Annotated in this window: 19 protein-coding genes and 1 tRNA gene; 7 read left to right on the top strand and 13 right to left on the bottom strand. The window is 46.1% G+C overall.

The genetic code is table 11. The features are described from left to right. Positions 1-32: 32 nt before the first annotated feature. The 8 genes from AC438_RS04500 to gmk all read right to left on the bottom strand — a co-directional run bounded on the left by AC438_RS04500 (position 33) and on the right by gmk (position 7,594). On the bottom strand, positions 33-1,085 hold the full coding sequence (locus AC438_RS04500; RefSeq protein ID WP_053980125.1) for a succinylglutamate desuccinylase/aspartoacylase family protein: 1,053 nt from the start codon (positions 1,083-1,085) through the stop codon (positions 33-35). Positions 1,086-1,167: 82 nt separating this feature from the next. Further along, positions 1,168-2,073, bottom strand: a complete 906-nt coding sequence (gene rimK / locus AC438_RS04495; protein WP_053980073.1) for a 30S ribosomal protein S6--L-glutamate ligase — start codon at positions 2,071-2,073, stop codon at positions 1,168-1,170. A 364-nt stretch (positions 2,074-2,437) separates the two neighbouring features. After that, positions 2,438-2,782, bottom strand: coding sequence for a hypothetical protein (locus AC438_RS04490; RefSeq protein ID WP_053980072.1), 345 nt, complete (start codon positions 2,780-2,782; stop codon positions 2,438-2,440). Positions 2,783-2,809: 27 nt separating this feature from the next. After that, entirely contained in the window at positions 2,810-3,511 is a 702-nt protein-coding gene (locus AC438_RS04485) for an HAD hydrolase-like protein (protein ID WP_053980071.1), read from the bottom strand. Between the two features lie 179 nt (positions 3,512-3,690). After that, positions 3,691-4,074 (bottom strand): RidA family protein, encoded by a 384-nt coding sequence (locus tag AC438_RS04480; RefSeq protein WP_053980070.1) that lies wholly within the window; start codon positions 4,072-4,074, stop codon positions 3,691-3,693. Between the two features lie 169 nt (positions 4,075-4,243). Continuing rightward, positions 4,244-6,349: a RelA/SpoT family protein gene (locus AC438_RS04475; RefSeq protein ID WP_053980069.1), complete on the bottom strand. Its 2,106-nt coding sequence runs from the start codon at positions 6,347-6,349 to the stop codon at positions 4,244-4,246. 21 nt (positions 6,350-6,370) lie between these two features. Continuing rightward, positions 6,371-6,634 (bottom strand): DNA-directed RNA polymerase subunit omega, encoded by a 264-nt coding sequence (gene rpoZ, locus AC438_RS04470; RefSeq protein ID WP_053980124.1) that lies wholly within the window; start codon positions 6,632-6,634, stop codon positions 6,371-6,373. Between the two features lie 342 nt (positions 6,635-6,976). Continuing rightward, entirely contained in the window at positions 6,977-7,594 is a 618-nt protein-coding gene (gene gmk / locus AC438_RS04465) for a guanylate kinase (protein ID WP_053980068.1), read from the bottom strand. A gap of 101 nt (positions 7,595-7,695) precedes the next feature. Here gmk and AC438_RS04460 point away from each other — a divergent pair, with 101 nt between their 5' ends. The 7 genes from AC438_RS04460 to AC438_RS04430 all read left to right on the top strand — a co-directional run bounded on the left by AC438_RS04460 (position 7,696) and on the right by AC438_RS04430 (position 19,739). Then, positions 7,696-8,124 carry a GNAT family N-acetyltransferase gene (locus AC438_RS04460; RefSeq protein ID WP_053980067.1) on the top strand — a complete coding sequence of 143 codons (429 nt, stop codon included), beginning with the start codon at positions 7,696-7,698 and terminating at the stop codon, positions 8,122-8,124. 646 nt (positions 8,125-8,770) lie between these two features. Further along, positions 8,771-11,920 carry a thrombospondin type 3 repeat-containing protein gene (locus AC438_RS04455; protein ID WP_053980066.1) on the top strand — a complete coding sequence of 1,050 codons (3,150 nt, stop codon included), beginning with the start codon at positions 8,771-8,773 and terminating at the stop codon, positions 11,918-11,920. Positions 11,921-12,608: 688 nt separating this feature from the next. Then, the gene (locus tag AC438_RS04450) at positions 12,609-12,806 is read left to right on the top strand and encodes a hypothetical protein (RefSeq protein WP_053980065.1); all 198 of its coding nucleotides are present in this window, start codon (positions 12,609-12,611) and stop codon (positions 12,804-12,806) included. A 203-nt stretch (positions 12,807-13,009) separates the two neighbouring features. Next, the gene (locus tag AC438_RS04445) at positions 13,010-13,906 is read left to right on the top strand and encodes an AraC family transcriptional regulator (protein ID WP_053980064.1); all 897 of its coding nucleotides are present in this window, start codon (positions 13,010-13,012) and stop codon (positions 13,904-13,906) included. A 754-nt stretch (positions 13,907-14,660) separates the two neighbouring features. Then, on the top strand, positions 14,661-16,940 hold the full coding sequence (locus AC438_RS04440) for a DUF1592 domain-containing protein (protein WP_082353968.1): 2,280 nt from the start codon (positions 14,661-14,663) through the stop codon (positions 16,938-16,940). A gap of 10 nt (positions 16,941-16,950) precedes the next feature. Next, complete coding sequence (locus tag AC438_RS04435) at positions 16,951-18,300, top strand: DUF1552 domain-containing protein (protein ID WP_053980062.1); 1,350 nt, start codon at positions 16,951-16,953, stop codon at positions 18,298-18,300. Between the two features lie 320 nt (positions 18,301-18,620). Next, entirely contained in the window at positions 18,621-19,739 is a 1,119-nt protein-coding gene (locus AC438_RS04430) for an Ig-like domain-containing domain (protein ID WP_162230695.1), read from the top strand. 547 nt (positions 19,740-20,286) lie between these two features. Here AC438_RS04430 and AC438_RS17075 read toward each other — a convergent pair. The 5 genes from AC438_RS17075 to AC438_RS04400 form a co-directional block, all read right to left on the bottom strand. After that, entirely contained in the window at positions 20,287-20,883 is a 597-nt protein-coding gene (locus tag AC438_RS17075) for a hypothetical protein (protein WP_202904706.1), read from the bottom strand. A 423-nt stretch (positions 20,884-21,306) separates the two neighbouring features. After that, a tRNA-Ile gene (locus AC438_RS04420) sits at positions 21,307-21,383 on the bottom strand. Between the two features lie 276 nt (positions 21,384-21,659). Further along, a complete protein-coding gene (rpoD, locus tag AC438_RS04410) occupies positions 21,660-23,486 on the bottom strand; it encodes an RNA polymerase sigma factor RpoD (protein WP_053980059.1) in 1,827 nt (608 codons plus the stop codon). Positions 23,487-23,664: 178 nt separating this feature from the next. Then, on the bottom strand, positions 23,665-25,668 hold the full coding sequence (gene dnaG, locus AC438_RS04405) for a DNA primase (RefSeq protein WP_053980058.1): 2,004 nt from the start codon (positions 25,666-25,668) through the stop codon (positions 23,665-23,667). 95 nt (positions 25,669-25,763) lie between these two features. Then, positions 25,764-26,216 (bottom strand): GatB/YqeY domain-containing protein, encoded by a 453-nt coding sequence (locus tag AC438_RS04400; RefSeq protein WP_053980057.1) that lies wholly within the window; start codon positions 26,214-26,216, stop codon positions 25,764-25,766. Between the last annotated feature and the right edge of the window lie 178 nt (positions 26,217-26,394).

Here is a 26,394-nt window from a genome sequence, read left to right as displayed (position 1 = left end):
TGGTCACTGTTGAAATCGGTATACTGACGGGCTTATGGTTGCTGTATGCCGTAAATATGCGAGTTGTCATTAGGCGCGTTACTGGCTAATAGCGTGTCTTGCATTTTTTCGATATTCTCGGCGATGTCTTCATCGGGTTCAGAGAAATAGGCGATATGAAACATTGCCTCACCCTCCTGAGCAAGAGGGATATTTTGTTTGCCAATAATAATCCCAGCACGCGGTGTAGTTACATGGTCAAAAATCTCGCCGTAAGGACTGCCAATAGTGGCGAGAATATCGCCTTTTTGCACTTGATCGCCTAGGTTTTTGAGGTTGTTCACGATGCCGCTTTCATTCGCGCGGCACCAAACACTATTGTTAGCAATAAAATGCTGTATCTTTTTTTGTGGCCCTTTACGTTTGACCATGCCGATATGATTCAGAATATTGAGAATCCCTTTGACCCCTGCACGAATCGATAGCTCATCAAAGCGTAATGCTTGGCCAGCTTCATATAATAAAATCTTAGTCCCCGACTCGACGGCGGCTTCACGCAATGAGCCATCGCGTAAATTAGAATTCAATAAAACCGGTACGCCAAAAGCTTCGGCTAAATTAAGTGTTTCAGGATCTTCTAGATTGGCGCGTATCTGTGGCAAGTTTGAGCGATGAATAGCGCCAGTGTGTAAATCTATGCCGTAGTCGCAGTGTTGAACAATTTCGGTTAAAAAAGTATGCGCCATACGACCGGCGAGTGAGCCTTTGGCCGAGCCTGGAAAGCAGCGATTTAAATCGCGACGATCTGGCATGTAGCGGCTTTGGTTTTGGACACCATAAATATTCACAATAGGGACTAAAATTAATGTGCCATGCGTTAATTTAAGGCTTTTTAAATTGATGAGGCGACGCACAATTTCGATGCCATTGAGCTCATCGCCATGTACTGCAGCGCTGACAAAAACAGTCGGCCCATCTTTTTTGGCTCTAATGACATAAACCGGCATGGCAACATCGGTATCGGTATATAAGCGAATGCCGGGAATATCGATTTTTTGTGTGCTATCAGGGGCAATGGTGTGCCCGCCAATAATCAATGTTTTCATGGATTGTGTAAACTCTGTTTTAAGCATTACTGTTGTGGCATGATACGGCTAATCTGTAACGAAAAGCCGCGTGTTTAGCGAATTAGCCTTGACCGCGCGTGCGGGTATTGTTGGGTTTTGCATGGGTTTCGATATGAGCATAAATAAGATCGGCAACATCGAGCTCCGTGGCTTTTTCTATACCCTCTAAACCTGGCGAAGAGTTAACCTCCATGACAACCGGGCCATTTTTAGACTGTAAAATATCCACCCCGCATACACCTAGCCCCATCACTTTGGCAGCGTTAACGGCTGTTGCACGTTCGGCACGCGTTAACTTGACGAGTGTAGCGCTACCGCCTCGATGTAAGTTAGAGCGAAACTCGCCTTCAGCACCTTGGCGCTTCATGGCGGCAACGACTTTATCGCCAATCACAAAACAGCGAATATCAGCTCCGCCAGCTTCAGCGATATATTCTTGCACCAAAATATTCGCTTTTAAGCCCATAAAGGCTTCAATAATAGACTCGGCGGCTTTGTTGGTATCGGCTAAGACGACGCCAATACCTTGCGTACCTTCGAGCAATTTAATCACTAAAGGCGCGCCGCCTACATTTTTAACAAGGTCTTTAATTTTATCGGGTTTGCTGGCGAAACCAGTACGCGGTAGGCCGACACCTTTGCGTGATAATAGTTGTAGCGAACGCAATTTATCGCGTGAGCGACTAATGGCAACCGACTCGTTCACGCAAAAAGTGCCCATCATTTCAAATTGGCGAACAACGGCGGTACCGTAAAAAGTAATTGAGGCGCCAATGCGTGGAATCACCGCATCATACAAGGGAAGCTCTTCGCCGTTGTAGCGTACTGCGGGACGATTTTGGGTGATATCCATGTAGCAATGCAGTGTGTCGATAATATCAACGGTATGGCCACGCGCTTCGCCAGCTTCTTTTAGGCGGCGGGTGGAATACAGGTTTTCTCCACGAGAGAGTACAGCAATACGCATAATAAAGTCCTAGCGCAAGGGCGGGCATTAGCACAAAACAGGCAGACGCAAAGGCACTTGAGCAAAATGTCAGTAAGAGTTTTAAGAATAATTTAAGGCTAAGGACTAGCCTAAATACTACAACGGCGTTGTAGACCTACTTTTAAACATGGTGTTAAACACCTGTAAAAGCAGCCCTAGGAACAGGGCTGGTTAGATTGCAGGCAGATTAAGCCCAACGTGAATCGCTGTAAAGTCTTTTTTTTATTTATTTGTTGCTAGCGACTAGGTGCCGTATTCAGCGGCATTAGGCGATAACTGGCGCCTTTGAACAGCAGGCTATGAGTGGTGCTATTCAGTGCGGTTTCTTGGCATACCGGATGGGTTATTGCGCTTCTTTTGCCATGTCATCGACGAGCTGTTCTTCTGTGTTTAGCGCAAGTTCTGCATCGCCGCATTCCCAGCCCCAGTTGCGCTGCTGCTCGACAAAGGCAGTGGCTTTTTCTTCGCAATAACCCTTGCTGTTTTGGGCAGCCCATAAGACTTGCTCGCTAGCGGTGCCTTTTTGGTAGCTGACACTGCAAGGCACTGGCGCATCGCCGGCATAATTAATTTTAATGGTGCGAGTGGTATCATTTTTGGTGCACACAAAGCGTGCATCACTTTGTGCCAACACAGTAGGCGCCGCTAAGCTAGTTAGGGCAGCGGTTATGATAATGCGGTTGAGCATAGGTATATCCTCTTGTTAATAGCGGGTTTAACTCATCAGCTGCGTAGCATAATGCAGTAATTGTCGTGTGTCTTTAAAAACGCTTTGCGCGCCAAGTTGTTGCAGGTCTATACCCTGAGCATAGCCTTGCTCGACAAGCCAGCAAGGTATACCGGCATGTTGTGCGCTTTTCGCATCGGCTGTACTGTCTCCAATCATCAAGGCGCGACTGGGCGGGCAGTGAAAGCGCGAGCATAAGGTTAACAATGGCAGAGGACTAGGCTTGCACTCTGGCAAGCTATTGCCGCCTACAATAGCACTGACAAAAGGCATTAAGCCCTCGGCGCTTAAGATAGCCGGTACAAATTGTTGCGGTTTATTGGTAGCGATGGCCTGAGCCACACCGTGGCGCTTAAATAAGGCCATGAGCTCGTGTGTTCCCGCAAATGTACTGCTTGTCGTACTAGAAGCGGCTGCGTCAGGACTGCTTTGCACTTGTCTCCCGTAATGATCTAAAAAATGCTGATGAATACGATCAAGTTGTTTAAGGTCGGCCTGTAGGGCTTCAAGTGCTCGACGGATTAACATGAGGCTGCCGTTGCCCACCCAGAGGCGAACCTGTTGCTCGCTCACGCGGGGCATAAGAGCTTGTTGTAAGGTATTGTTGAGGGCGAGCGCAATGCTCGGTACGCTATCGATAAGCGTGCCGTCAAGATCGTAAATGACCAACTGCGGAGGGGGGAGTTTCATACACAATAATCTTCAGTTTTAGCTAGAACTAGCTGTGGATAAATGTGCTTAAGCTTAGTCCGGTAAGGGCTCTAGGCGGTTGTTTGTTTTTTGAACTTCGCTGTTTTCGAGGTTTTGTAGGCGGTTATTTTACAGGCGGCATGGTCATTTAAGTAACGGGCCATGACGGTGTGATGGTGTTAGATCACTACAATACCATCAGCTTCTATTTGTGCGCCCTTAGGTAGTTGGCTGACGCCAATTGCAGCGCGGGCGGGGTAAGGCGCTTGAAAATATTGCGCCATGACGTCATTCACAATGGCAAAGTGGCTTAGGTCGGTGAGATAGATATTGAGCTTAACAATATCGGCTAACCGAGCATTGCTGGCTTCGCAGACCGCTTGAAGATTTTTAAACACTTGATGCGCTTCAGCAGCAAAGTCACCTTGTACCATTTCCATAGTGTCTGGAATGAGGGGTATTTGGCCCGAAAGGTACACAGTATTGTTGACTTTAATCGCTTGGGAGTAAGTGCCAATGGCGCGAGGGGCTTTTTCGGTCGAAATAATCGCTTTGTTGGTCATAGGAAGTCCTGTGTTCTAAAGATACTGTAAGCGCTAGGTTCTAAGGTTCTAAGGTTCTAAGATTCTAAGGTTCTAAGCGTAGCGAGTCATGCCCTGGTAACGGCGCAGTTAGCGCGCGTTAGGCGTTTGATTATTGTGAAACGGCTGGGCGCGGGTATGCACAGTCGCATTAATTTTTACCGCGATAAACAAGGCCTACCGAGCGCATTGTGCGTACTCGACGCATTACATCGGCTAATTGTTTGCGGTTTTTTACGGCGATCGTCAGTGTAATCACGCTGTGCTCGGCATCGCGTTCGGCCACTTGAATACCTTCTATATTGGTGCGTGTTTCGGCGATACGAGTGGCGAGGCTTGCAATAATGCCACGCTCGGAATTGACTTCAACGCGAATGTCGGTGTAGTACTCGCCGCTGACGTTATTGGACCAATCAATCGCATTGATGTTTTCGCCTTTACTGCGTAAGTCGCCGATGTTTTTACAGGTTTCGCGGTGCACCACAATCCCTTTGCCGGTACTAAAGTGCCCTAAAATTTGGTCACCAGGAATAGGGCGGCAACAGCGGGCAAATTTAATCAGTAGCCCGTCGGGCGAATCTACGGTGATGGGTGCGCTAGTATGGGTTTGCTCGGCATTAGGGTGAAGCCCTTGAACCACTGAGATCGCTGCAATTTTACCTTGGCCAATATCTTGATAAAGATCGTCACGTGTGGCCAGTTTATTGAGATCTAGCACATATTGCAGCTGTTCGATGGTGATCGCCTCAAGCGATAAATTGTTATTGGCCAGTGCGCGGCTTAGCATGCGGCGACCTAGTTCAACCGACTCGATGTGGCGTTGGGTTTTGAGGTAGTGCCGGATGGCCGTGCGAGCCTTGGCCGATACCACAAAGTTGAGCCAGTTAGGGTTGGGCTGTGAAGACTCCGAGGTAATGATCTTAATTTTCTGGCCGCTTTGCAGTGGCTGTGACAGTGGCGCAGGGCGATCATTAATACGGCATGCGACACAGGCATTACCAATGTCGGTATGCACACTGTAGGCAAAATCAACGGGTGTTGCGCCCGAGGCGAGCTCGACAATGGCGCCTTTGGGGGTGAATACGTACACCTCGTCGCGGAATAAATCAATTTTAACGTTTTCGATAAACTCCAGCGAGTTGCCTGCGTGCTGTTGAATTTCGAGAATGCGTTGAATCCAGCGGTCGACACGGGCTTGCGACTCGCCGCCGTGGTCTTTACCGTTAACCGATTTATACAGCCAGTGTGCCGCAATGCCTCGGCTGGCGAGCTCGTCCATTTCTTTGGTGCGTATTTGCACCTCGATGGGCACGCCGTGCATGCCAATTAAAATAGTGTGTAAACTTTGGTAGCCGTTAATTTTAGGGATGGCAATATAGTCTTTGAATTCGCTAGCCATTGGTTTGTATAGGTTGTGTACGGCCCCTAATGCGCGGTAGCAGGTATCTATGTCCTCTACAATAATGCGGAAGGCATAGACATCCATGATTTCTTTAAAAGACTTTTTCTTATTACGCATTTTGCTGTAAATGCTGTAAAGATGCTTTTCGCGGCCAATCACCAGTGAGGGAATCCCCTCGCGTTGTAAGCGGTTTTCGATGGCGTCTTGAATATTTTCAACGAGTGCTTTGCGGTTGCCGCGCACATGTTTAAGAGCGGCTTGCAGGCGTGATGCGCGCAGTGGGTAAATGGCTGTAAAGCAGCGGTCTTCGTACTCAATCCGTAGGTCGTTCATGCCTAAGCGATGCGCGATGGGAGCGTAAATTTCGAGTGTTTCTTTGGCGATACGCCGTTTTTTTGCTGGTGCTAGCGAGCCGAGTGTACGCATGTTATGTAAGCGGTCGGCGAGCTTAACCACAATAACACGTAAATCATGTGCCATGGCCATGGCCATTTTTTGAAAATTTTTGGCCTGTTTCTCGGCTTGCGACTCGTATTCTATTTTGGCGAGTTTACTGACGCCATCGACGAGGTCGGCGATAGGCTTGCCAAACTGCTTGGCGATAGCCTCTTTGCCGATGCTGGTATCTTCGATAACATCGTGCAGCATGGCCGCAATAAGGCTTTGGTAGCCCATGTGCATGGACGCAAGAATGTTGGCAACAGCAAGCGGGTGGGTGATGTATCGCTCGCCACTACGCCGGTATTGGCCGGTATGGGCTTGCTCGGCATAGTAGTAGGCGCGTTTTACCGCCCGAATTTGCTCGGGCTCAAGGTAGGAGGACAGCCTGTGGCTGAGTGAATCTATAGTGAGCAAAGTTGTCCTCCGGGGTCGGTTTTAATCGTGATGAGGAATCTCTAAATTAAGATCGTGCTTCATCAAGGGTTGGTTGTCGGTATCGGGCTCGCTCAAAATCCCCGCATTGATAAGACCGAGCTCGATTTCGCGCAAAGCAATCACGGTAGGCTTGTCATTTTCTTCGGGAACTAATGCGTCTTTGCCGCCAACAGCGAGTTGGCGCGCGCGTTTACTGCCAACAACCACTAATTCAAAACGGTTATCTACGTGTTCTAAGCAATCTTCTACGGTAATGCGAGCCATGGTGTTTTCCTGATCGAGTACGCCAATGAATGTGCGTTGAAGCACATTTAGGCGCTCAAAACGTAGCGCTTAAATGTGCATGATTTTTAGCTTATAAGCAAGTGCCAGCTCATTTCTATTCGAATAAAAACGACTGTAGCAAACTTAAAATGGGGCGTAATTCTACGGAAATGTCGCCATAAGAACAAGTACGCAATGACACTTGGCAGTGCTTGTTTATTGTAACTCGCTGTAAAAGAGAGCAATTGCTCGAGCTAGCGGCATAATAACGTTTGTTTTACGCATGTTGTGTTATTTGAGTGTAGCCGCTTTGGCCTGTTTGGCGCGGCGGCGCGGCTGAGTTTAAGCGAGTAAACGGCTTAATAGTGCCTGATGGCGGTTTTGTTGTTTGCTTTGGGTTAGGCGCTCAGCGTGGATAATGGCCTTAAAGTCAGCCAGTGCAACGTCAAAATCGTCGTTAATAATCAGGTAGTCGCTTTCAATATAGTGTGTCATTTCGTTTTTGGCATCGCGCATGCGGCGCTCAATGATCTCTTCAGGGTCTTGGCCGCGATTGTTGAGTCGCTCACGTAGTGCACTTTGGCTTGGCGGTAAAATAAAAATACCGCGAGTGTGCGGTACGAGTTTACGGATTTGCTCAGCACCTTGCCAATCGATCTCCAAAATGACATCCTGGCCCTTTGCTAGTGTGTCTTCAACCCATTGGCGTGAGGTGCCATAGTAATGATCAAACACCTGTGCATGCTCTAAAAAAGCGCTGTGCTCGAGCATGCTGATAAATTCGCTTTGGCTCACAAAGTTGTAGTTAACGCCATTGTGCTCACCCGGGCGCATGGCGCGTGTAGTATGAGAAACAGATACTTGGATGCCGCAAGTGGTATCGATAAGGGCTTTAACAAGGCTGGTTTTGCCCGCGCCAGAGGGCGCAGAGACAGTGTAAAGTGTACCGCGAGTAGTCATAAAATAAGGTGTTGGCTAAAGTAGTGGGCAGCTATTGTACATCAAGAGGCAACAGGCGAAATAGCTTAGCGCTAAATACATAAAAAGGTGGGTGTTGTGATATGAGGTTGACGCAGGTTTTGCCGCCTACAGCGTGTGATTTTGAGACTTTAAAATATGGCCTTACGCAGTACAATGAAAGCTTTACCGGTACTGTATTCAGAGAAAAAATCGCCGCTTTTGTGAAAGATGATAAGGACGTAGTCGTGGGTGGTGTTCTGGGTGAAATACACTGGAACTGGCTACACATTCAAGGGCTCTGGCTTGATGAGTCAATACGCAAAGAGGGCTGGGGGACAAAATTACTGGCTCACGTGGAGCGGTACGCAGTCTCAAAAAATACATTGAATATTCGCTTAGAGACGACAAGCTTTCAGGCCTTGGATTTTTATATCAAGCTCGGTTACGCAGTCTTTGGCGAACTACCGAATATGCCGCAGGGCTACACGAGTTATTTTTTACAAAAAACACTCAGCGTAACAGCTAAATAAGCGCATCGTTTGTTTCAATATTGCGTCGCGACCTACATTATCAATCAATACCCTACAATATCGAAATGATACGTATGTAGTCTTTCTTAGGCTGCTAAATTACCTATGCCTTTGTGCTTTTTTATTTTGTTCTTTTTGATTTTGTGTTTCTTGATTGTGTTCTTTTTGATGTTGCACGCCTTAAAATCCAGCATTAAATTTTCATAAAATAACCCTTTAGCTTCTTATGTTGAGATTTGTCGGCTGATTGAATAGCGATAATTATTATTGAGTTTAAAATTTTAAAAGCGCTCTGGTGCTATCAATTTATAAAGCACGATAGAGCGATGCTTTGTGTCTTATAGAATTTGCATGGGTGTTGATAAATTTTACATGGTTGGTTTTTGTATTATGCCCCTTCTTTTATCTGTAATAAAATATATGACACTTCTAACGATTTAAATTATTTTTTATGGGTGTCTTAAAAGGATTAATAACTGCAAAAAATGTTTTGGGTGCCACTAATGCTCTTGTTAAGTTATTAGGGTTGGACAATGATTTCCGAAAGGTTTCTACTGTTTTGACATGAAGACATACTGCGTTTTGCTCTTTGTGTTAACTGCTTTAATGCCCCTATTATTTAATGATGTTTAAGAGGAACTTCATTGTGAAAAAAACGAATAAAATGAATAGTCAGCGACTGTGTCAGTACTTGCTGATTATGATGGCCTTGTGTTTTGCACCATTTGCTTGGTCTGTATCAACTGATACCGATGGTGACGGCGTTATTAATACCCGGGATAATTGTCGGGAAGTTGCCAATCCTCAGCAAATAGATAGCGATAATGATGGCTATGGTAATGTGTGTGATGGCGACTTTGATAATAACGGCCGTGTCGATAGTGCTGATGCATCATTATTTGTCAGTGCTTTTAGTTCACAAAATTTACTTTATGATTTAGATGAAAGCGGTCGTGTAGGTCTGGAGGATTTCCGTTATTTTAATAGTGTATTACTGAATAATCCGCCAGGCCCTGGTGCTGAGCAAGAAACAACTTCGCAATCCCTTGTGAATGGCCGCGTAACTGATACCGCAGGCCTAGCAGTGTTTAATGCCACAATCGAGGTGTACCAAGACGGTCAACTAGTGAGTGATGATCAAGTTACGGATATCGACGGTAATTTTTCACTTACCCTAAATGCTCTTGAAAAATACAGCCTCCGTATTGCCTCTGTAGGTTTTGCTTATCAAGTTGTTCCTGTGTCAACACCTAAGGAAGATGGTCGTATTTTTGTTGATGTTACCATCATTAAGCGTGGTGAAATAATCACTATCAGCAATAGTGGACAAAGTGTGCAAGTGGGTGCTAATGGCGCTGCTGTGACGGTTGATAAAGACGATTTTGTTGATGCCAGCGGTAACCCTGTGACGGGTGATATTCAATTAACTATCACGCCAGTTGATGTATCAAACCCTGCAACTTTGCTGGCTTTTCCTGGTAGTTTTACTGGTGTTTCTGATGAGGGGGCTGAGCCTAATGATATTATTAGTTTGGGTACGGTAGAATATGAGTTCACGCAAAATGGTCAACCTATTCAATTGGCAGCTGATAAAACAGCGGATATTATCATTCCAATGTATGTGAGTACTTACCAAGACGGTACAACTATTAAAGTTGGAGACACTATTCCGCTATGGTCATTAAACGAAAAAACCGGTGTTTGGTTACAAGAGGGTACAGGCCAAGTTATTGCATCTAGTGAATCGACAACAGGCTTAGCCATGCAGGCAACGGTGAGCCATTTTACATGGTGGAATTGTGACATTGTTGCACAAACAGCTTCGGTGAGTATCACCGTATTGGGCTCGAGGGCGGGTGAAGCGACTATTTTAGCGCAAGCAACAACACTCGCTTGGCTCAGTAATGCCAGTACAACCCTGACAGTAGGTGATACGACAGAACCATTAAAAATACCGGCCAATACAGAAGTATGTTTTAGTGCGGGTATTTTTTATGATGATCTTAGTTTTGCTTTTACCCAAGAAGCGTGCATTACAGCAGCTACCAACGAACAGCTAGCCATTACGTTAAATGGCCCTGCTGCAGGGCCGGTTGATATTATTTCTAACCCTATTGGTTTTGATGACGATAAACTAAAAATTTATGCTTTGGTGGATGAACCGGTACCGGTGAATATTTTACCTATTACCGCAGAGCAAGACATTAGTTATACCATTGCTAGCGGTATATTACCTGACGGTCTAGCATTAAATGTTTTTGGTAATCGCGCGCGTTTAGTGGGTACTCCTACTACGACTGGAACATTTGAGTTTACCGTAGAAGCAAGAGATACCGAGAACCATACAGATACTATTGAATTTATTTATGTAGTTGAGGCGTTATCAGCCAACCAAATTAGCTTGGATTTTGCTGCAACCGATAAATTAGGGCTCTCTGTAGGCGTATCATCCGGTATCGCCACTATTGATTGGCAAGATGGCGAGCCAGTCGATGTCGTTAGTTTTGATACTCATAATAGAAGCCGTAATGGTGAGCTTTATACGAGTGTCTATCATGATTACGGGTCTACGCGCTCGGGCAGTGTCGTCATTACATTTTTAAATGGTATAGGTACAGCGAGAGTATTGAAATCTGAAAGAATTGAAGGTGAATATAGTACTTTTGATTTCGATGTCGCGGCATTATCAAAAGCTGTTAATTTAAAAGTAGTTGAATTTGATTACGGTAGCCCACTAACGGGTGATTTTGGCTCGTTACCGACTAGTCTTGAATATCTCTACATAAACGGCCGTGACAGTACAGTAACAGGAACAGCAGCGAACCTACCTAGGACGTTAACCTATTTACGCCTTCAAGGTAAAAGTGGTGTTTCTGGTAAAATTCAAGACCTACCGGTAAACCTTGAGCATTTAAGCATATATGGACGGACCTCAGTCGCATCGGGCTTGATGGGGAATATTGCTAATCTCCCCGGCTCACTGACTTATTTATACCTTTATGATAAGGGGAATGTTAATGGTGATATTGAACAGCTATCTAGTTCGTTAGAAACATTATATTTACTAAGTAGTAATACGGTGAGTGGAAATATAGCTAGCATAACAGATACTATGAGGGTGTTTTATGTGCGAGGTAGCAATACCCTTACAGGTAATATTGCTAATATTCCGCAAAATGTAAAATATTTTGATGTATACGGGAACAATACTATTAGCGGGAATGTAAATACGCTATCTGCTGGGCTGGCAAGTTTTAATGTCTATGGCCAGAATACAATAATGGGCGATATTGGCACCTTAGAGAATAGCATAACTAATTTTAATGTTAGGGGGAATAATACGTTACTCGGTGATATTGCAAGCCTAAAAGAGACAATGAGGAATTTTACCGTGTATGGTAATAATACAATAATGGGTAATATCACTACATTACCTATTAATATATCAAGTTTCACATTGTATGGTAATAACACGGTTTATGGTGATTTATCCCAGTTGGTGCATAACCAGATAACGACCTTCCAATTAGGTGGTGAAAACACGGTTGATAAATTTAATTTGCCTTCACAGTGGAATCCCAAGCAATTAGCTAATTTAAATTTACAGCAAGGTGGTAGTACTGCGTTTGATTCCTTTGAGGTTGATAACTTACTTAATCATTTAAATACCATTAATTTTTCTAGAAAGAATATTTTTATCAATATCTTGCGCTTGAATGATGGTGCGCCTACGGCAGCCTCTGCTACGGCGGTATCTGAGTTAACAGACAAGGGAGCTAGAGTTATAACAAAATAAATAACTATTAATTATGCGGCTGTATATATTAATGAGTCGCTGCCATTATATCAGCGAGCACAAGATTGCAGGTTGCTTAAACGAGCCAGTCAATATTTTATGAGTCTTCAGGCTTTGCTATCTCTAAATAATAGTTTACTATTTTATAATTAATTGATATTTAAGCGCTTTAGTTTTTAAACTAAAGTGCTTTTTTTATAGCTTTTGACTCTCTTAATTTAGTCTATAGCTTGCATCGATTCTTTGATTTTAAGTTACTATTTATAAATTGTGAAATGGGGCGCTAATAAATGTCTTGGCTACTCAGGCCATCCATGAGTGCTTATAGGAGCGCTCTGGATGCTAAAACCTTCAAAATATAATTCATTGCACCCTACCAGATGAAATTTGTCAGCTTGACTGAAGGTGCATCGATATGTGCCGCATTGGGTTATACCAAAAAACTTAATACATTAATACTTGATTACGATGTACAGGCGGCCGCACAAGAGACTGCCGATTTATATGTATAAGCGGTCAAAGACCAAGTTATGAGTGAGAACGCGAGTGCTGGAACGGGCCTTCTATTGCTAAAAGCTTTCTTGAAAGTGGGTGAAGTGTTACATTTGATGACTTTCATACGGATACTGCTCGCTTAAGTCGCAATCATATTGCGCCGGTTTCTTATGAAAGTATTAACCGTGTCTATTTGAATCAATATACCGATCTTAATGATTATTTAAAAAATATGACGCAAAAGCAGTGTGATGTCATTATGGATGAGCGCTTTACGCATATGGGAGCGTCGTTTATCAATGTGGTACGCTCACATGATGCCGCTACAGACCGCCACCATGTGGTTAATTTTTTATTTTTTGAATTAGATAAAAGCACGCACAATAACTAGGTAGGCGTACCTTGTAGTAATCTCGTTTGAAAAACATGATTCGAAAAGGCATTGATGACTGATTTTTGTCTATTTCAGCGCTGCGCTTTACGCGGATTTATGTGTTTGTACTGCTTCACGCATATAGCGCTGACTGTTGGTATCGCATTGTCTTCGAGGTGTGATGATCGGTGGTATAAAAAGCAATTAGCGCAGGGGGCGTTATGAATTTTGATCAGCCTGATGGGCTTAGTGCATTATTACAGCGTTTGCAGTTGCATGCTGAAGTGTATGTCAACGGTGAATTTTGTGGCCCTTGGGCGGTAGATACCTCTGGGGCAAAGCATATGCCCTTTCATCTTATTAGTCGTGGTGAGGCCTGGCTACACATGGGCTCTGAGCCCCCTAGGCACCTAACATCGGGTGATCTTGTTTTTTTCCCGCATGATGATCGCCATATTATTGCCAGCGATAGCTTGTGCCCTGCCGAAGAGGCAATCAATGTGGATAGTCAGCTGAACATGGGCCCTATTACACAGATGGTGTGTGGTTTTTTTGAATTTAAAAATAAGCAGGCTTGGCCTCTCGTCGAGGCATTGGGCTCGGTTGTGATACTGGATTTAAGCGCGATGAGTGATGCCCCGCAAGTGCGCACGGTACTGGATTTAATGATTGGTGAGTTAAGTCGTGAGCAGCCAGGGCACTATGCCGTGGTTAATCATTTAGCGTACCTGTTGTTTGTAGAGGTTATTCGTCAGCAAATCAAAGTGGGTGCGATCCAGTCAGGTTTATTGACAGCGCTATTTGATACGCGAATCAGTCGTGCGTTGGCAGCCATTCACGGTCAACCGGGGCGACATTGGTCACTGGAGTTGCTTGCCGCTGAGACTGCAATGGGGCGCTCCTCTTTTGCTAAGCGCTTCAATGACATGGTGGGTATGCCTGCAATGCAGTATTTGGTGCATTGGCGTATGCAAGAGGCAACGCATGAGCTTGTCAAAACTCAGCGGACTATTACTGATATTGCTGAGCAATGTGGTTATGAGTCAGAAGCGGCATTTCGTAAAGCCTTCAAAAAAGTCACAGGGCGAACGCCGAGCGATGTTCGTAAAGCTCGGTAAATATTAATCTGTAAACCGTATCAATACCATATTGATATGACCGCCCATCTACTCATCCTGCCACTAAATACTGGCCTATCTTTTGTGAGCGCTATTCATCAGTTGCACCCATTCATTGTCTCTATTCATTGTTACCTTATACGCCGTCACTCACATGGAGCCAGGTACTTAGCAGTGCTTAGTGAGAGTGATGCACGCATATGCATTGATAAAAAATCACGGCTTTTTTGAGTGCTTAGCCTACTCAAAATCTAGACTGAGCGCTGTTGTCTCATTCTTTATTTGGGCTGCCTTATTGTAGGCCGTTATAACGTCACTTTTTATGGTGTGACATAGGTCGCTTTTTATATGAGCGGACACACAGCGCTACTCTGGCAAGGGTTGTGAGCTAGTCGTGTTTTTGGGTAATAGCCCAATTTCGCATTCCAAATACCCTATTATATTGGGACAAAAGTTAGTCTTGTGGGACATTGCGGTATGAATTGGGAATCTACTAATCGTTATAATTGGTGTAAATTTCACCAAAAGAAAGTCTTGGTGGCTTTTTTATGAAGAGATGCTCAGAAAGAGCTGGCCTTACTCATCATTGTGCGCACGGATTGACAGGGCGGCTCTATGTGATGGCTGGTTGAGTGGCTAGGCAGCACGTAGTGAAAAATAATGTAGTGATGTACCGACAACAATAAAGGCACTACGCAGCGTGTGCTGAATACCAATAAATGCGACTAATGTCGTTATAAATGAGAGACAGATCATGATGACTCAAATGATAAAAAGACCGATGACTCGGCAGCAACCATACGTGCGACAGGCGCAAGGTTGTCGCTTGTTGAATAAGCTATGGACTGCCGCTCTTGTTACGCTATCGATAGCGGTTCTAGTGGGGTGCTCCGGAACGGAAGATGACAAAGTTGCACCTACAGACCCTGTGTCTAACAACCCTATGAGCTCGGTTGCGCCATTATCGAGCGTACCAACCGCTTCATCACAGGGGCAGGCCAGCTCTCGGTCAAGCCATTCACAATCAAATACAACTTCATCGCGCGCTTCACAAGACGCAATTGCAAGCCGATATGCTGCTGAGTGTGGTAATTGTCACGGCAATGAAAAGGGCGAAAACGTTGCTGTCGGTGGAGCCTTAACAGCGTCGCAGTGTGAAACCTGTAGTAATTACGATACCTTGGTGAGTGCGATTGAAGTACGCATGCCCTTGGCAGCACCGACATCGTGCGGTAACGACTGTGCGAAAGAGTTTGCCGATTATATTTTGGCAAATTTTGCAGGCTATCACGATGATGGCCCCGATGAGGTCGAATTTAATGATCCAGGCTTAGCGGGTGATATGAAAGCCTGTGAAATAGGTGTTGACGCCAGCTACGGTGGTATTAAACGTTTGACCAGCGTTGAATACAACCACTTAATTAATACCTTATTTAGCGATAGCCGAGACTTTAGCGAGAATTTTTCGGATGATACTAAAATCGGTAGCTTCAGTTTTAATACACAGTTTGCAGTATCGGAGCAGCAAGTTCAGCAGTACTTAGATACCGCAAAAAAAATTGCTGCAACGGCGGTTGAAAATCGAGATCGCTGGATGCCATGTCGTCTAGAGGGTGGCCCGAGTATTGTGCCCGGTACAGACCAATGTAATAGCACGCGTCAATGCCGAGAAGTGTTTGGTGCCGGCGCCACTGATTGCAAAAACAGCAGTGCGAACGACAGTGTATGCATGTGTGGTAACAAACCGTGCGCACAGCCGGTATCCTCCGGCGGTACTGCATCTGCTGATACGCCCAGCTGTATCGCTAACGTTTTGAATACGGTGGTGAAAAAAGCCTACCGCAGGCCGTTAAGCCACCAAGAAAAAGATGGTCTTATGGCTGTTTACACCCGCGCCAGCAACGATGCATCACCTGCCGAAGGTTTGCAAGTCATGCTGCAAGCAGTGCTATCGTCGCCTAATTTTATCTATCACATTGAAGTGGGGGAGCCACGCGAAGTGAGCCCGGGAGTATATCCTCTCACGCAGTATGAATTGGCCTCGCGTTTAGCCTTTTACTTTTGGCGTGATGCGCCCGATGATGCTTTGTTAGCCGCTGCGGCCGAAGGTAAATTAAAAACCAATGCTCAAATCAAAGCGCAGGCTCAACGTTTATTTGAAGACCCGCGTTCTAAGGTTGTTATCAGTCAATTTCATCGCGAGTGGATGCATTTACAAGCCCCTGTTGCTGGCGATGATAAAGAGTCTTTAGTACGCGCCTCTAACGAAGATACTTTGCGTACGGTGCAGTCATTGGTCTATGAAGATAACGCCTCTTTTGATCAGCTATTTACGGTGAGTTATGGCTTTTTAAATGATGAGACAAAAGCATTGTATGAAGTGACGGGTAATGCGAGTGGCCCCGAGCAAGAGGGCTATGCGCGTTATGAATTGGATGCTAGCCGTCGTGGTGGGCTACTGGCAAGAGCTGGGTTTTTAAATAGTAATACACCGCCTTCGGGTCGAGGTATTTTTATTCGCGAGGGAGTATTGTGCGGCCATGTCCCGCCTCCGCCAGCTAATGTCCCGACTGAAATCGAAAATGATGACCCCGATGCTTCGCCACGTGAAAAATGGTTGAGCCATATCTCAGATACTAGTTGCGGTGGTTGCCATGTATTGCTGGATCCACTCGGCTTTGCATTTGATCATTACGATCGCGATGGTAAATGGCGTGATGTATTAGTGTCAATATCGGGCAAAGAGTTTGATATTGACGATCATGGTGAAGTGGTAGCCACTAGTGATATCAACGGCTTTTTTACTGGTGGGCAAGAGCTGCAAATGCTACTGGGTTCAAGTATTGATTCGCGTGCTTGCTATACCCAGCAATGGATGCGTTTTGCAACAGGGCGAATGGCGGGCAATGAAGACTCTTGCTCCCTGGCCGTTGCCAACCAAGCGGCTGCCCGCTCTAATTACAGTATACGTGAGACGATGCTCTCTGTTGTATTAACCGATGCCTTTCGCTACCTACGTACAGAAAAAAAATAGGAATACCGTCATGAATACTAATCATTATTACACGCAAAAATTCGGACGACGCGCCCTTCTACGTACTGCCGGTGCTGGTGCGGCGATTGCGCCTTTCGTCCCTGTCTTAGAGGCCGATGCCGCGAGCCAGATTCATAAGCGTTTTATTATTGTGGTAACGCCCAACGGGGTAGAAGATACTGTGCCCAACGGCAACGGTAGTAGTTTTGCCCTTAAAGACTCTTTTAAAGCACTCGAAAAATATAAAAATGAAATGGTGTGTGTATCGGGGATTGATTATAAATCGTTTACTTCTCGTCCTATCGAAAACAGTCACCCGCCGGTTGTGCCACAATTATTGACTGGTGCTTATGGTATTGATCCGAAAAATGGCCGCAAAAACGATTGGACATCATCTGGCCCGTCTATCGATCAGGTGTTGGCTAAGCGCATTATGGCTGACCCTGCAACGCGTACAAAATTTAATACCATTAATGCCGGTATCGAAACGACTAGTTGGGCGTCAAAAATTATTTATGCTGAACCGGGCAAGCCATTACCGCCAGAAACTAAGGCCTCAAACTTACACGCACGGCTTTTTAACGGCTTAGGCAGCGGCGCGGCAGACCCCGATTTATTGCGTCGTCTAGCACAAGAAAAAAGTGTGCTCGATAATGTTTCTGCTGATCTTAATCGCATTCTTAATAAGCTTGGCGCCGATGATAGGCATAAAATGGAAGCGCATATGCAATCGATTCGTGAGATTGAGGCACGCCTGACCTTTGATGCACCCGATGTGGATATGAGTGCTTGTATGACGCCGCCTTTACAAAATGAAAGCGGATCAGCAGAAGATGCATACCGCAAAAAAGGCGAAAATACGATGGACACTATCGCCCATGCGCTGGCATGTAATTTAACGCGTATTGTTACCATGCAATGGGAAAATGGCGTATCTAAAAAGAAATTCCCCTCAAAAGGTATGAATAAAGACCACCATTCGATTACGCATAATGATATTAGTCAAAATAAAGGTAACCGCATTAAAGTGAGTCAATGGTATGCCGAGCGTATGGCGTACTTTATCGAAAAACTTAAATCGATCCCAGAAGGTGACGGCACGGTATTTGATAACACTACGATCTTATGGACCAGCGAGCATGCTGGTGGAGGAGGGCATGGGCGTCGCAATATTCCTTTTGTTTTTATGGGTGGTATGGGGGGGGCGATTCGTACTGGGCAGCACCTTAATTTTACAAGTAACAGTAAAGCCAACGCCGATGGTTTTTTAAGTGTTGCGCATGGCATGGGTTTTACCGATATGAAAACCTTTGGTGAGCCCGATTTATGTGATGGCGTATTACCTGGTTTTTTGAGCTAGCGTACGGTGTTTTTTATCGTGTGACAGAGCAAGATGAATAGTCTAACTTTGAGTGTTTAGGCCTAAGCCCTCATAAACACGCGAAAAGTCATTGGCTGACATCATACTAATATTCACCTATTCACCTAAAGGTTAGCCCTGATATCCCCCTATGTTAGCTGCATGGGGGGTAAATTTTTAGTATGTGACACAGTTACGTAAAGCGGCCAAAAAGATGTCGAGCGTGCCACACTTTGATGAAATGTGATACTTATTGGATTACTCTGGCAATGGCTTCTGGCAACATTGCGGTTCATTTATTTAGTGTAATCAGGGTTTTTATGAGTCCTATATATTTTTTATCTCTCGGTGTGCTGTCGTTAGCGCTATCGGCTTGTGGTGGTAACTCGGGTTCTTCTAAGCCCATAAAAGAAGATGCCACCAGCGATGCGGGTACAGCCTCTTCTTTGCAAAATAGCGGTACCGCCTCTAGTGCTGTATCCAGTGAAGCCACTAGCGAAATGCCTGTCGTTTCATCTGTTTCGTCTATGGCATTAAGTAGTTTGGCCTCTAGCTCAGAAGCTAGCCCAGAAGGCGAGCAGCCGCCTAGCTCACAAGCGATGAGCTCATCAAGCAGTGCCCCGGTTTTTGGTGTTGAAAAAAGCTTCCCCGCTAAAAATCAGCGATATATTTTGCCCGCTTCTGTTTTGAGTGTCACATTGAGCAAGGACATAGATAGCGCCAGTGTGGATACCAATAGTGCCATTATATTAAGCGAGCGAGACACAGCAATAGCCGTCAGTGGTACCGTTGCTATTGCCGATGCACGCACATTAACTTTTACACCTGCCGAACCGTTAAAAGAAAACCTCATTTATAACATTGCGCTATCGGGTGATATTTTGGCGCAAGATGGCGACAGCTACCCCGGTGGCAATTGGGATTTCTCGACGCCCCCTAACTTGGGTGTCACAACGCAAGCGCACATAGCGCAGTGCGGTAACTCGTCAACGGTTGAGGGCTTGGCCTTTGTTGTACGTGAACGCATGCTGCAAGAAGGGTCAGTCTGTAAATCACTGGGCTTCACTTTACCGGTAGGTGGTTATACCACGCGCCTTAACTGTAAACTTGTTGATGTCGCTAATGATGCTGTAGCGTTTAAAGTGCGCTCATTCAGGACTAATGTCCGCCAGGGTAATAATGCTTTTGATGCGTCTTTTGATTACGATTCTGCCGTCATGCTTCGAGGCTATAATCAGGCGTATAAAAATCTGAACCTTAGCTCACTGAATGGCAGTAAAAAGTATGCCAATTATTTTGCTGATCTTGATCATGCAAAATGCGACGTTATTATGAACCCTAAATTCACTGAGTTTGGCAGTCGCTTGCTTAGCGTATCGGGTTTTCCGTCAGTTAATATTTTTACCTTCCATGAATACATGTTGGGTGAAGCGGAGTAATACTGTTTGAATGCAAGATTAGCAATGCCCTGCTGGTTAAGTGTTGCGACTTTAATGTAGATGTGTTTACCTTTTACGCCTTCCTTTATCCTAATTAGGAAATTTGTAAAGGCCTAACCCTTGGGTTTTTGGAGCGTGAAGATACGGAAGAGAATACTTCCTCGCTTGGCGTATGACGCTAATAAGTAGGAGACGATAGCTGCGCTATGCAATCACGTTTTAAGGATAATGTGGTTAAGGATGGGACTGTCGATTGCCGTGATCTGCCAAAATTCGAATTGGTAGCAAGCCGATAACCTTGCCTAGTGTCGTTCGGTCTGCGATTCGCACGCTAACCCAACCTCCTCCGCTAGAGCGGCACCGCTCCGGTCGTGATCTAGCCTCCGGCGTCCAGTTCTTCTGGGCGCTGTCGTCAATGCTGATAGCGTCAACGCATGCCGACATTACATGGAAAAGTATGCGGGTGAGTGCTCGATCTTCGCCTATGCAAGACTCGGGTTGTGCGGTCGCTGTGGGCTGCACAGGCAACGATCGGCTGCTATTGCCCCTAGCGGGAAGGGGGCTGCGGTTTCTGGTTTGCGCTTGATTTTGTGGGCTGCGCCCCTTGCTGTATTCCAAGATACTTTGAGGCAAGCTCGGTAAATACTTCTTGGCGCTTTGCTTCTGAAACTAAAAACATTGATGCGCCTAGTAGTAAGCAGGTGACTATAAATGATGAAACAATGCTTGGGATGCCCGATAGAAGCCATGAGCCAAGCTTTTCGTACCATTCCCGATTTACTTCTTGATAGTTTTTAATTTTATTGAACAGTTTTGTCTTTTCTTTTGTTAGGGTGCTCTTGTGCTCTTTGTCTGACTTTGCTTTTTCCTTCTGATACTTCTCCTTCTCTCGGGTCTCAACTTCTTTGATCATTTGATTTAAGAAATTCGTAGCTTTGTCCCTGTAGTCATCCAATGAATTGTGTTGCAGGGTTTGATCATGAAAAGTTTGAACTTGAGTTTGTATATCGTTTTCTTCTCGGCCTTCATTTCGCAGCGTGGTGGCGAGCGTATGCTTTTTATGCTTGTAAAGCGCGTAGGCAATGAGGCCGATAGCATCTTTATCGTCCGTGACTAAGCTGGCGAACACCCACTTTTTACTCAACCGTTATCCCCCACAAACAAAAACGCCCCATATAAATGGGGCGTTATTGAAAATTTCTTTGAAAATTATGCGCAGACTGCAGATAGCGCTTTGGCAGAAACGTCTCTAATATAGCGTTCCCTATCTTTAGAAACAGTCTTTTTGCTCGATAAATTATCTGAGCTGAAGCTTACTGATCTGGCCACTTTACTTATTGCGCTTTTCTTATTTGCATCACTTTTCGAAGCTTTCATTGTCGCCTCCAAACGGGCATTTCGTTACCCTCTGTAATTAGTATAGCTGTTAATAGGCAATATTAGTAGCCATTAGTTGCCCTTTCAATTCAATCAGCTAATACGAATGTAAGTGCGTGTAAGCAACGTTTCAAGAGAGTTTTCATTTTAGCAAAAAGCCCCGAAAATCTTATGGCTCGGGGCTTTGATATGGTGGGCCTTCCCAGACTTGAACTGGGGACCTGCCGATTATGAGTCGGATGCTCTAACCAACTGAGCTAAAGGCCCTAAATAGGATGCTTTTGGCTTGTGCAGTGTTTTGTAATTACTGCGTGGCCTAAAGGAGGTGGGCATTATAAGGGCTTGTTTTGGGCTTGGCTACTATTTTGTCGGTCGTGTGTGGCATTCTTTGCTTTGTGGGTCAAAGCCTTGTTACTCGTTATGGCTGCTGATGTGTGGTTATGTCTTTGGTGGGCAAAAGTGGCGGGCATAAAAAAGCCCCTGCAGGCAGGGGCTTTTGAGTGAGATATTGCTAGTTAGGTAGCGCGCCCGACTCTACTTGCACTACTCATCTAAAAAGCTGCGCAGGTGGTCTGAGCGTGTTGGATGGCGTAGTTTCCGTAGGGCTTTGGCTTCGATTTGGCGAATACGCTCGCGGGTTACATCGAACTGCTTGCCCACCTCTTCTAGGGTGTGGTCGGTATTCATGTCGATACCAAAGCGCATGCGCAGTACTTTAGCTTCGCGGGCTGTGAGGCCGGCGAGCACTTCGCGTGTTGACTCCATTAGGCCTTGTGTAGTGGCGGATTCCACTGGCGAGGTAATGGTACCGTCTTCAATAAAGTCGCCAAGGTGCGAGTCTTCGTCGTCGCCAATGGGGGTTTCCATTGAGATGGGCTCTTTGGCGATTTTGAGCACTTTGCGCACTTTGTCTTCAGGCATTTCCATGCGCTCGCCAAGCTCTTCGGGTGTGGGTTCGCGGCCCATTTCTTGAAGCATTTGACGGCTGATACGGTTGAGTTTGTTGATGGTCTCAATCATATGCACTGGGATGCGGATAGTGCGCGCCTGGTCTGCAATCGAGCGGGTAATAGCTTGACGAATCCACCATGTTGCGTAAGTCGAGAACTTGTAACCGCGGCGGTATTCAAACTTATCAACCGCTTTCATTAGGCCGATGTTGCCTTCTTGGATAAGATCCAAAAATTGTAAGCCACGGTTGGTGTATTTTTTGGCAATCGAAATCACGAGGCGTAAGTTGGCTTCGACCATTTCTTTTTTGGCGCGGCGAGCGCGCGCTTCGCCAAGTGACATGCGGCGGTTGATCTCTTTGATGGTGCTGAGCTCTAGGCCGGTGGCTTGCTCCATTTCCAATAAGATTTCTTGGCGCTTTAAGATGTTGTCTTGAACGTTGCGCATGTTATCGGAGTAGTCGCGTTTTTTCTTGATGATTGTTGGAATCCAATCAAGATCAGTCTCGTTGCCGGGAAATTCTTTAATGAAGGTTTTGCGTGGCATTTTGCCATAGCGAATACACTGCATCATGAGATCGCGCTCAGTGGTACGCACCTTTTGGAGTATTTCGCGGGCGCTGCCATAGATTGGATCAAACTGGCGAGGCGGTAGCTTAAAGAAGCGGAATACGCTGCCTAGCTCTTCTAGGGCAATGCCGGCTTCTTTGCTCATGCGACCTTTAGCGGCGATGACTTCTTCAGCAGCTAAGTAGGCTTCTTTGAGTTCGGTAAAGCGCTCGCGGGCATACTCAGGGTCGATACCTGTGTTTTCTTCGTCTTCTTCGTCTTCGTCATCTTTTTTGTCATCATCAATGACGCCGACGGCTTTTTCTTGGAAGCCCTCGATTTTAGGGGCCTCCGGATCTTCGGCGGGGTCTAGCCACCCGCTAATAACATCTGTTAGGCGGCGCTCGCCTTGTTCGCAAAGCTCAAACTCGTCAAGCAGCGCTTTGACCGAGCCGGGCCAAAAAGCGAGTGCGTGCATCAGCTCACGCAGGCCCTCTTCTATGCGTTTGGCGATGGCGATTTCACCTTCGCGTGTCAGTAGCTCTACCGTACCCATTTCACGCATGTACATGCGTACGGGGTCGGTAGTGCGGCCAACTTCAGTTTCTACGGCGGCAAGTGCGGCAGCGGCTTCAGCGGCGGCAATCTCGTCAGGGTTTTCGCTGTCATTCATTAACAGCTCATCGGCATCGGGCGCTGTTTCAAACACGCGAATGCCCATGTCATTGATCATTTGAATGATATCTTCGACCTGATCTGGATCGGAAATATCTTCGGGTAGGTGATCATTAACTTCGTCGTAGGTCAGGTAGCCTTGCTCGCGACCACGATTGATTAAGTCTTTGATTCGCGACTGTTTGTTTTCGCTCATTCAAGCATCCGTTAAAGCAGGTTAGGTGTGACGGGATAGCCGGACATTATAGTTGAAATCTCTAAAATTTACTATTTAAGATATTGTTTTGTGTTCGTTTTTTCATCACTTAAGGTGAGTTTTAGGCTTTTGGCTACCATGTGATTTTATTTTGACGCATTAATGGGCGTTTTTGAACTTATTCTGTTTTAGAGGGGGTTTTGGATTTGCCTGAGGCCAGCAGGTCGAGTAGTTGTTGCTTGTCTTCGGGCGAGAGGGTGTTGAATGGTTTGGAGTGTAGCTGGCTAAGTGCTTGGCGTCGCTGGCGCTCGTCAGCTTGTTGTTGCAGCTTGCTGAGGGCGTCTTGTAGCTCTTGATAATCATCAAAAGCAGGACTCTTTTTGGCTTGCCCTAGCACCTCTGTTGCGGTGGCGTCGAGTAGATCTTCTTTGGCATCAGGGCCAAAAATACCGAGCCAGGCGCCAACAATACTATTGAATGTAGGGTTTTCGCGTAGCTTCAAAAAGTGGAAAAGCCGCAATAAGTGCGTTGTTTCGGGAGATTCTGGTAGCTCGAGCGTCTGGATGCGGTGCGCAAGCGCTGGGTTTTCGAGTAATAAACGAATGGCAAGCTTGTGGGCTGGCAATTTAATTTTGCTTGAGTGTGTTGCGAGCTGTTGTGTTTGCGTGTTTGCGCTGGTGCTGTTAAGCGGTACTTGTTGTGCAAAATACGACTCGTAAGGTGTGGGCTCACCGTCGAAAGCAGGAATAAAGCCGTCATCGTGTGGCGGTGGTGTGTCATGCTGCGTGTCTGGGCTCTGCAGTTTGGTGGGAGTGAGTTCATCGGGTGCCAGTTTGGGGACGGGTTCGGCGATGAGTTCTTGTAAGATATCTTGGTTTAGGCCTGTGCGCTGCGCCAGTAGCTCAAACATGAGTTCGCGATATACGCTTTTGGGCAGCTTGTGCAATAGCGGCGCAGCTAGCTTGCTTAAGCGTGCGCGCCCGCCCATTGAGGTGGTATCTAGGTCTTCGCTGAGCACATCAAAAAAGAACTCTTCTAGTGGGCTGCCTTTGGCGACAAGCTCGGCGAAGCGCTCGGGACCAATCTGGCGGACAAGAGAGTCGGGGTCTTGCCCTTCAGGAACAAATAAAAACTGGATTTGATAGCCGTCATGCATCACCGGGATGGCATTTTCGAGCGCGCGCTTGGCGGCGGTGCGGCCGGCCTTGTCACCATCAAAGCAAAATACGATGGTGTTGGTGTATTTAAAGGCGAGCTTGAGGTGCTCTTCGCCGCAGGCGGTGCCTAGCGTGGCTACAGCATTGGTGATGCCGTACTGCGCAAGTGCAATGACATCCATATAGCCCTCAACGACTAACAGGTGCTTGAGTGTGCGGTTGGCTTGGCGCGCCTGATAGAGCCCGTAGAGCTCCTTGCCTTTATGAAAGACGGGTGTTTCGGGGGAGTTAAGGTATTTGGGGCCGCCCCCTTTCATTTTTTTTCCGTCGGCACCTACGCGGTTTTCTTCGCCTAATACGCGACCCCCAAAGCCGATGGTGCGCCCACGTGTATCTAAAATGGGGAACATGATACGGTGGCGAAAGCGGTCGTAGCGCTTGTTGTCTTCGGTGTTGTCAATCACCATGCCGGCGGTAATCAGTGCTTTGCAGTCGTCTTCGGTTAAGCCAAATTTACTGAGCAGGTTGTTCCAGCCTTGCGGGGCGTAGCCCATGCCATAGGTTTTGGCTATATGCCCAGTTAGGCCGCGCTCTTGTAGATATTTGACGGCTTTTGAGCGATCGGGGTGCTCTTTCAGTTGCTCTTGATAAAACTCGCTGCAGTCGGCGAGCAGCTTGTAGAGGCTTTTGAAGTCTTGTTTGGGTTTGCTGCTTTTGGAGTGGGACTCTTCTTTGGGGACCTGCAGGCCTGCACTACTGGCAAGGGATTCTACAGCATCGACAAAATCGGTTTTGTCGAACTCCATAACAAAGCCCAAGGCATTACCGCTGGCACCACAGCCAAAGCAATAGTAAAACTGTTTGTCTTGGCTTACAGTAAAAGAGGGTGTTTTTTCGTTATGAAAAGGGCAGCAGGCTGAATAGTTTTTGCCGGTTTTCTTGAGCTTTACGCGTTTATCGACAATCTCGACGATATCGAGTCGGTTGAGTAAGTCATCAATAAAGGGTTGTGGGATGCGGCTCATTGCGCGGGCTCGTAGTCAATATGCCGTTGTTTTGCTGGTCAGTAGCGCACTGGTTAGGTGAATGCCTCGCTGCGATTTGCGTGTATGGGCGGTTCTTAGTCTTGTAAGCTAGCTTTGATAAGCTTGCTTACGGCACCCATGTCGGCGCGGCCTTGTACTCGAGGCTTGATAATGCCCATCACTTTGCCCATATCACCCATATTGCTGGCGCCTGTACTGGCAATGGCCTCACGGATAAGTGTGTGTATTTCTTCTTCGGTGAGGGCTTGGGGTAAAAAAGCCTGTATCACTTCAATTTCAAAATTTTCAATATCAGCTAAATCTTGGCGATTGGCATCAGTAAACTGAGTAGCGGCATCGCGGCGCTGCTTGGTCATTTTATCGAGCACCGCGAGCACGCGAGCGTCATCAAGTTCTATGCGTTCATCAACTTCTATGCGTTTAAATTCTGCCGTTACCATGCGTAAAACGCTGAGGCGTTCTTTCGCTTTGGCTCGCATAGCATCTTTAACTGCGCTGGTGATTGCTTGTTTGATTTCGCTCATCAGGTAGTCGCCCTAAATTGTTGTATTAAGTGGTTTTTCAATAATATTGAAATACGACTTAACAGTGGAATGAAATATAACATTCCGTACTAGCTTCGATGCTAACATCAAAACGATAGTATTTGTGCTTAATAACTGCGCTGCTCTTAATGCTGTTTTAGAATGCGGGGCTTAACGTTGC

Source organism: Marinagarivorans algicola, assembly GCF_001292705.1.
GTDB lineage: Bacteria > Pseudomonadota > Gammaproteobacteria > Pseudomonadales > Cellvibrionaceae > Marinagarivorans > Marinagarivorans algicola.
The sequence above is the reverse complement of the archived record's forward strand: the minus strand, read 5'-3'. Positions and strand labels throughout refer to the sequence as shown.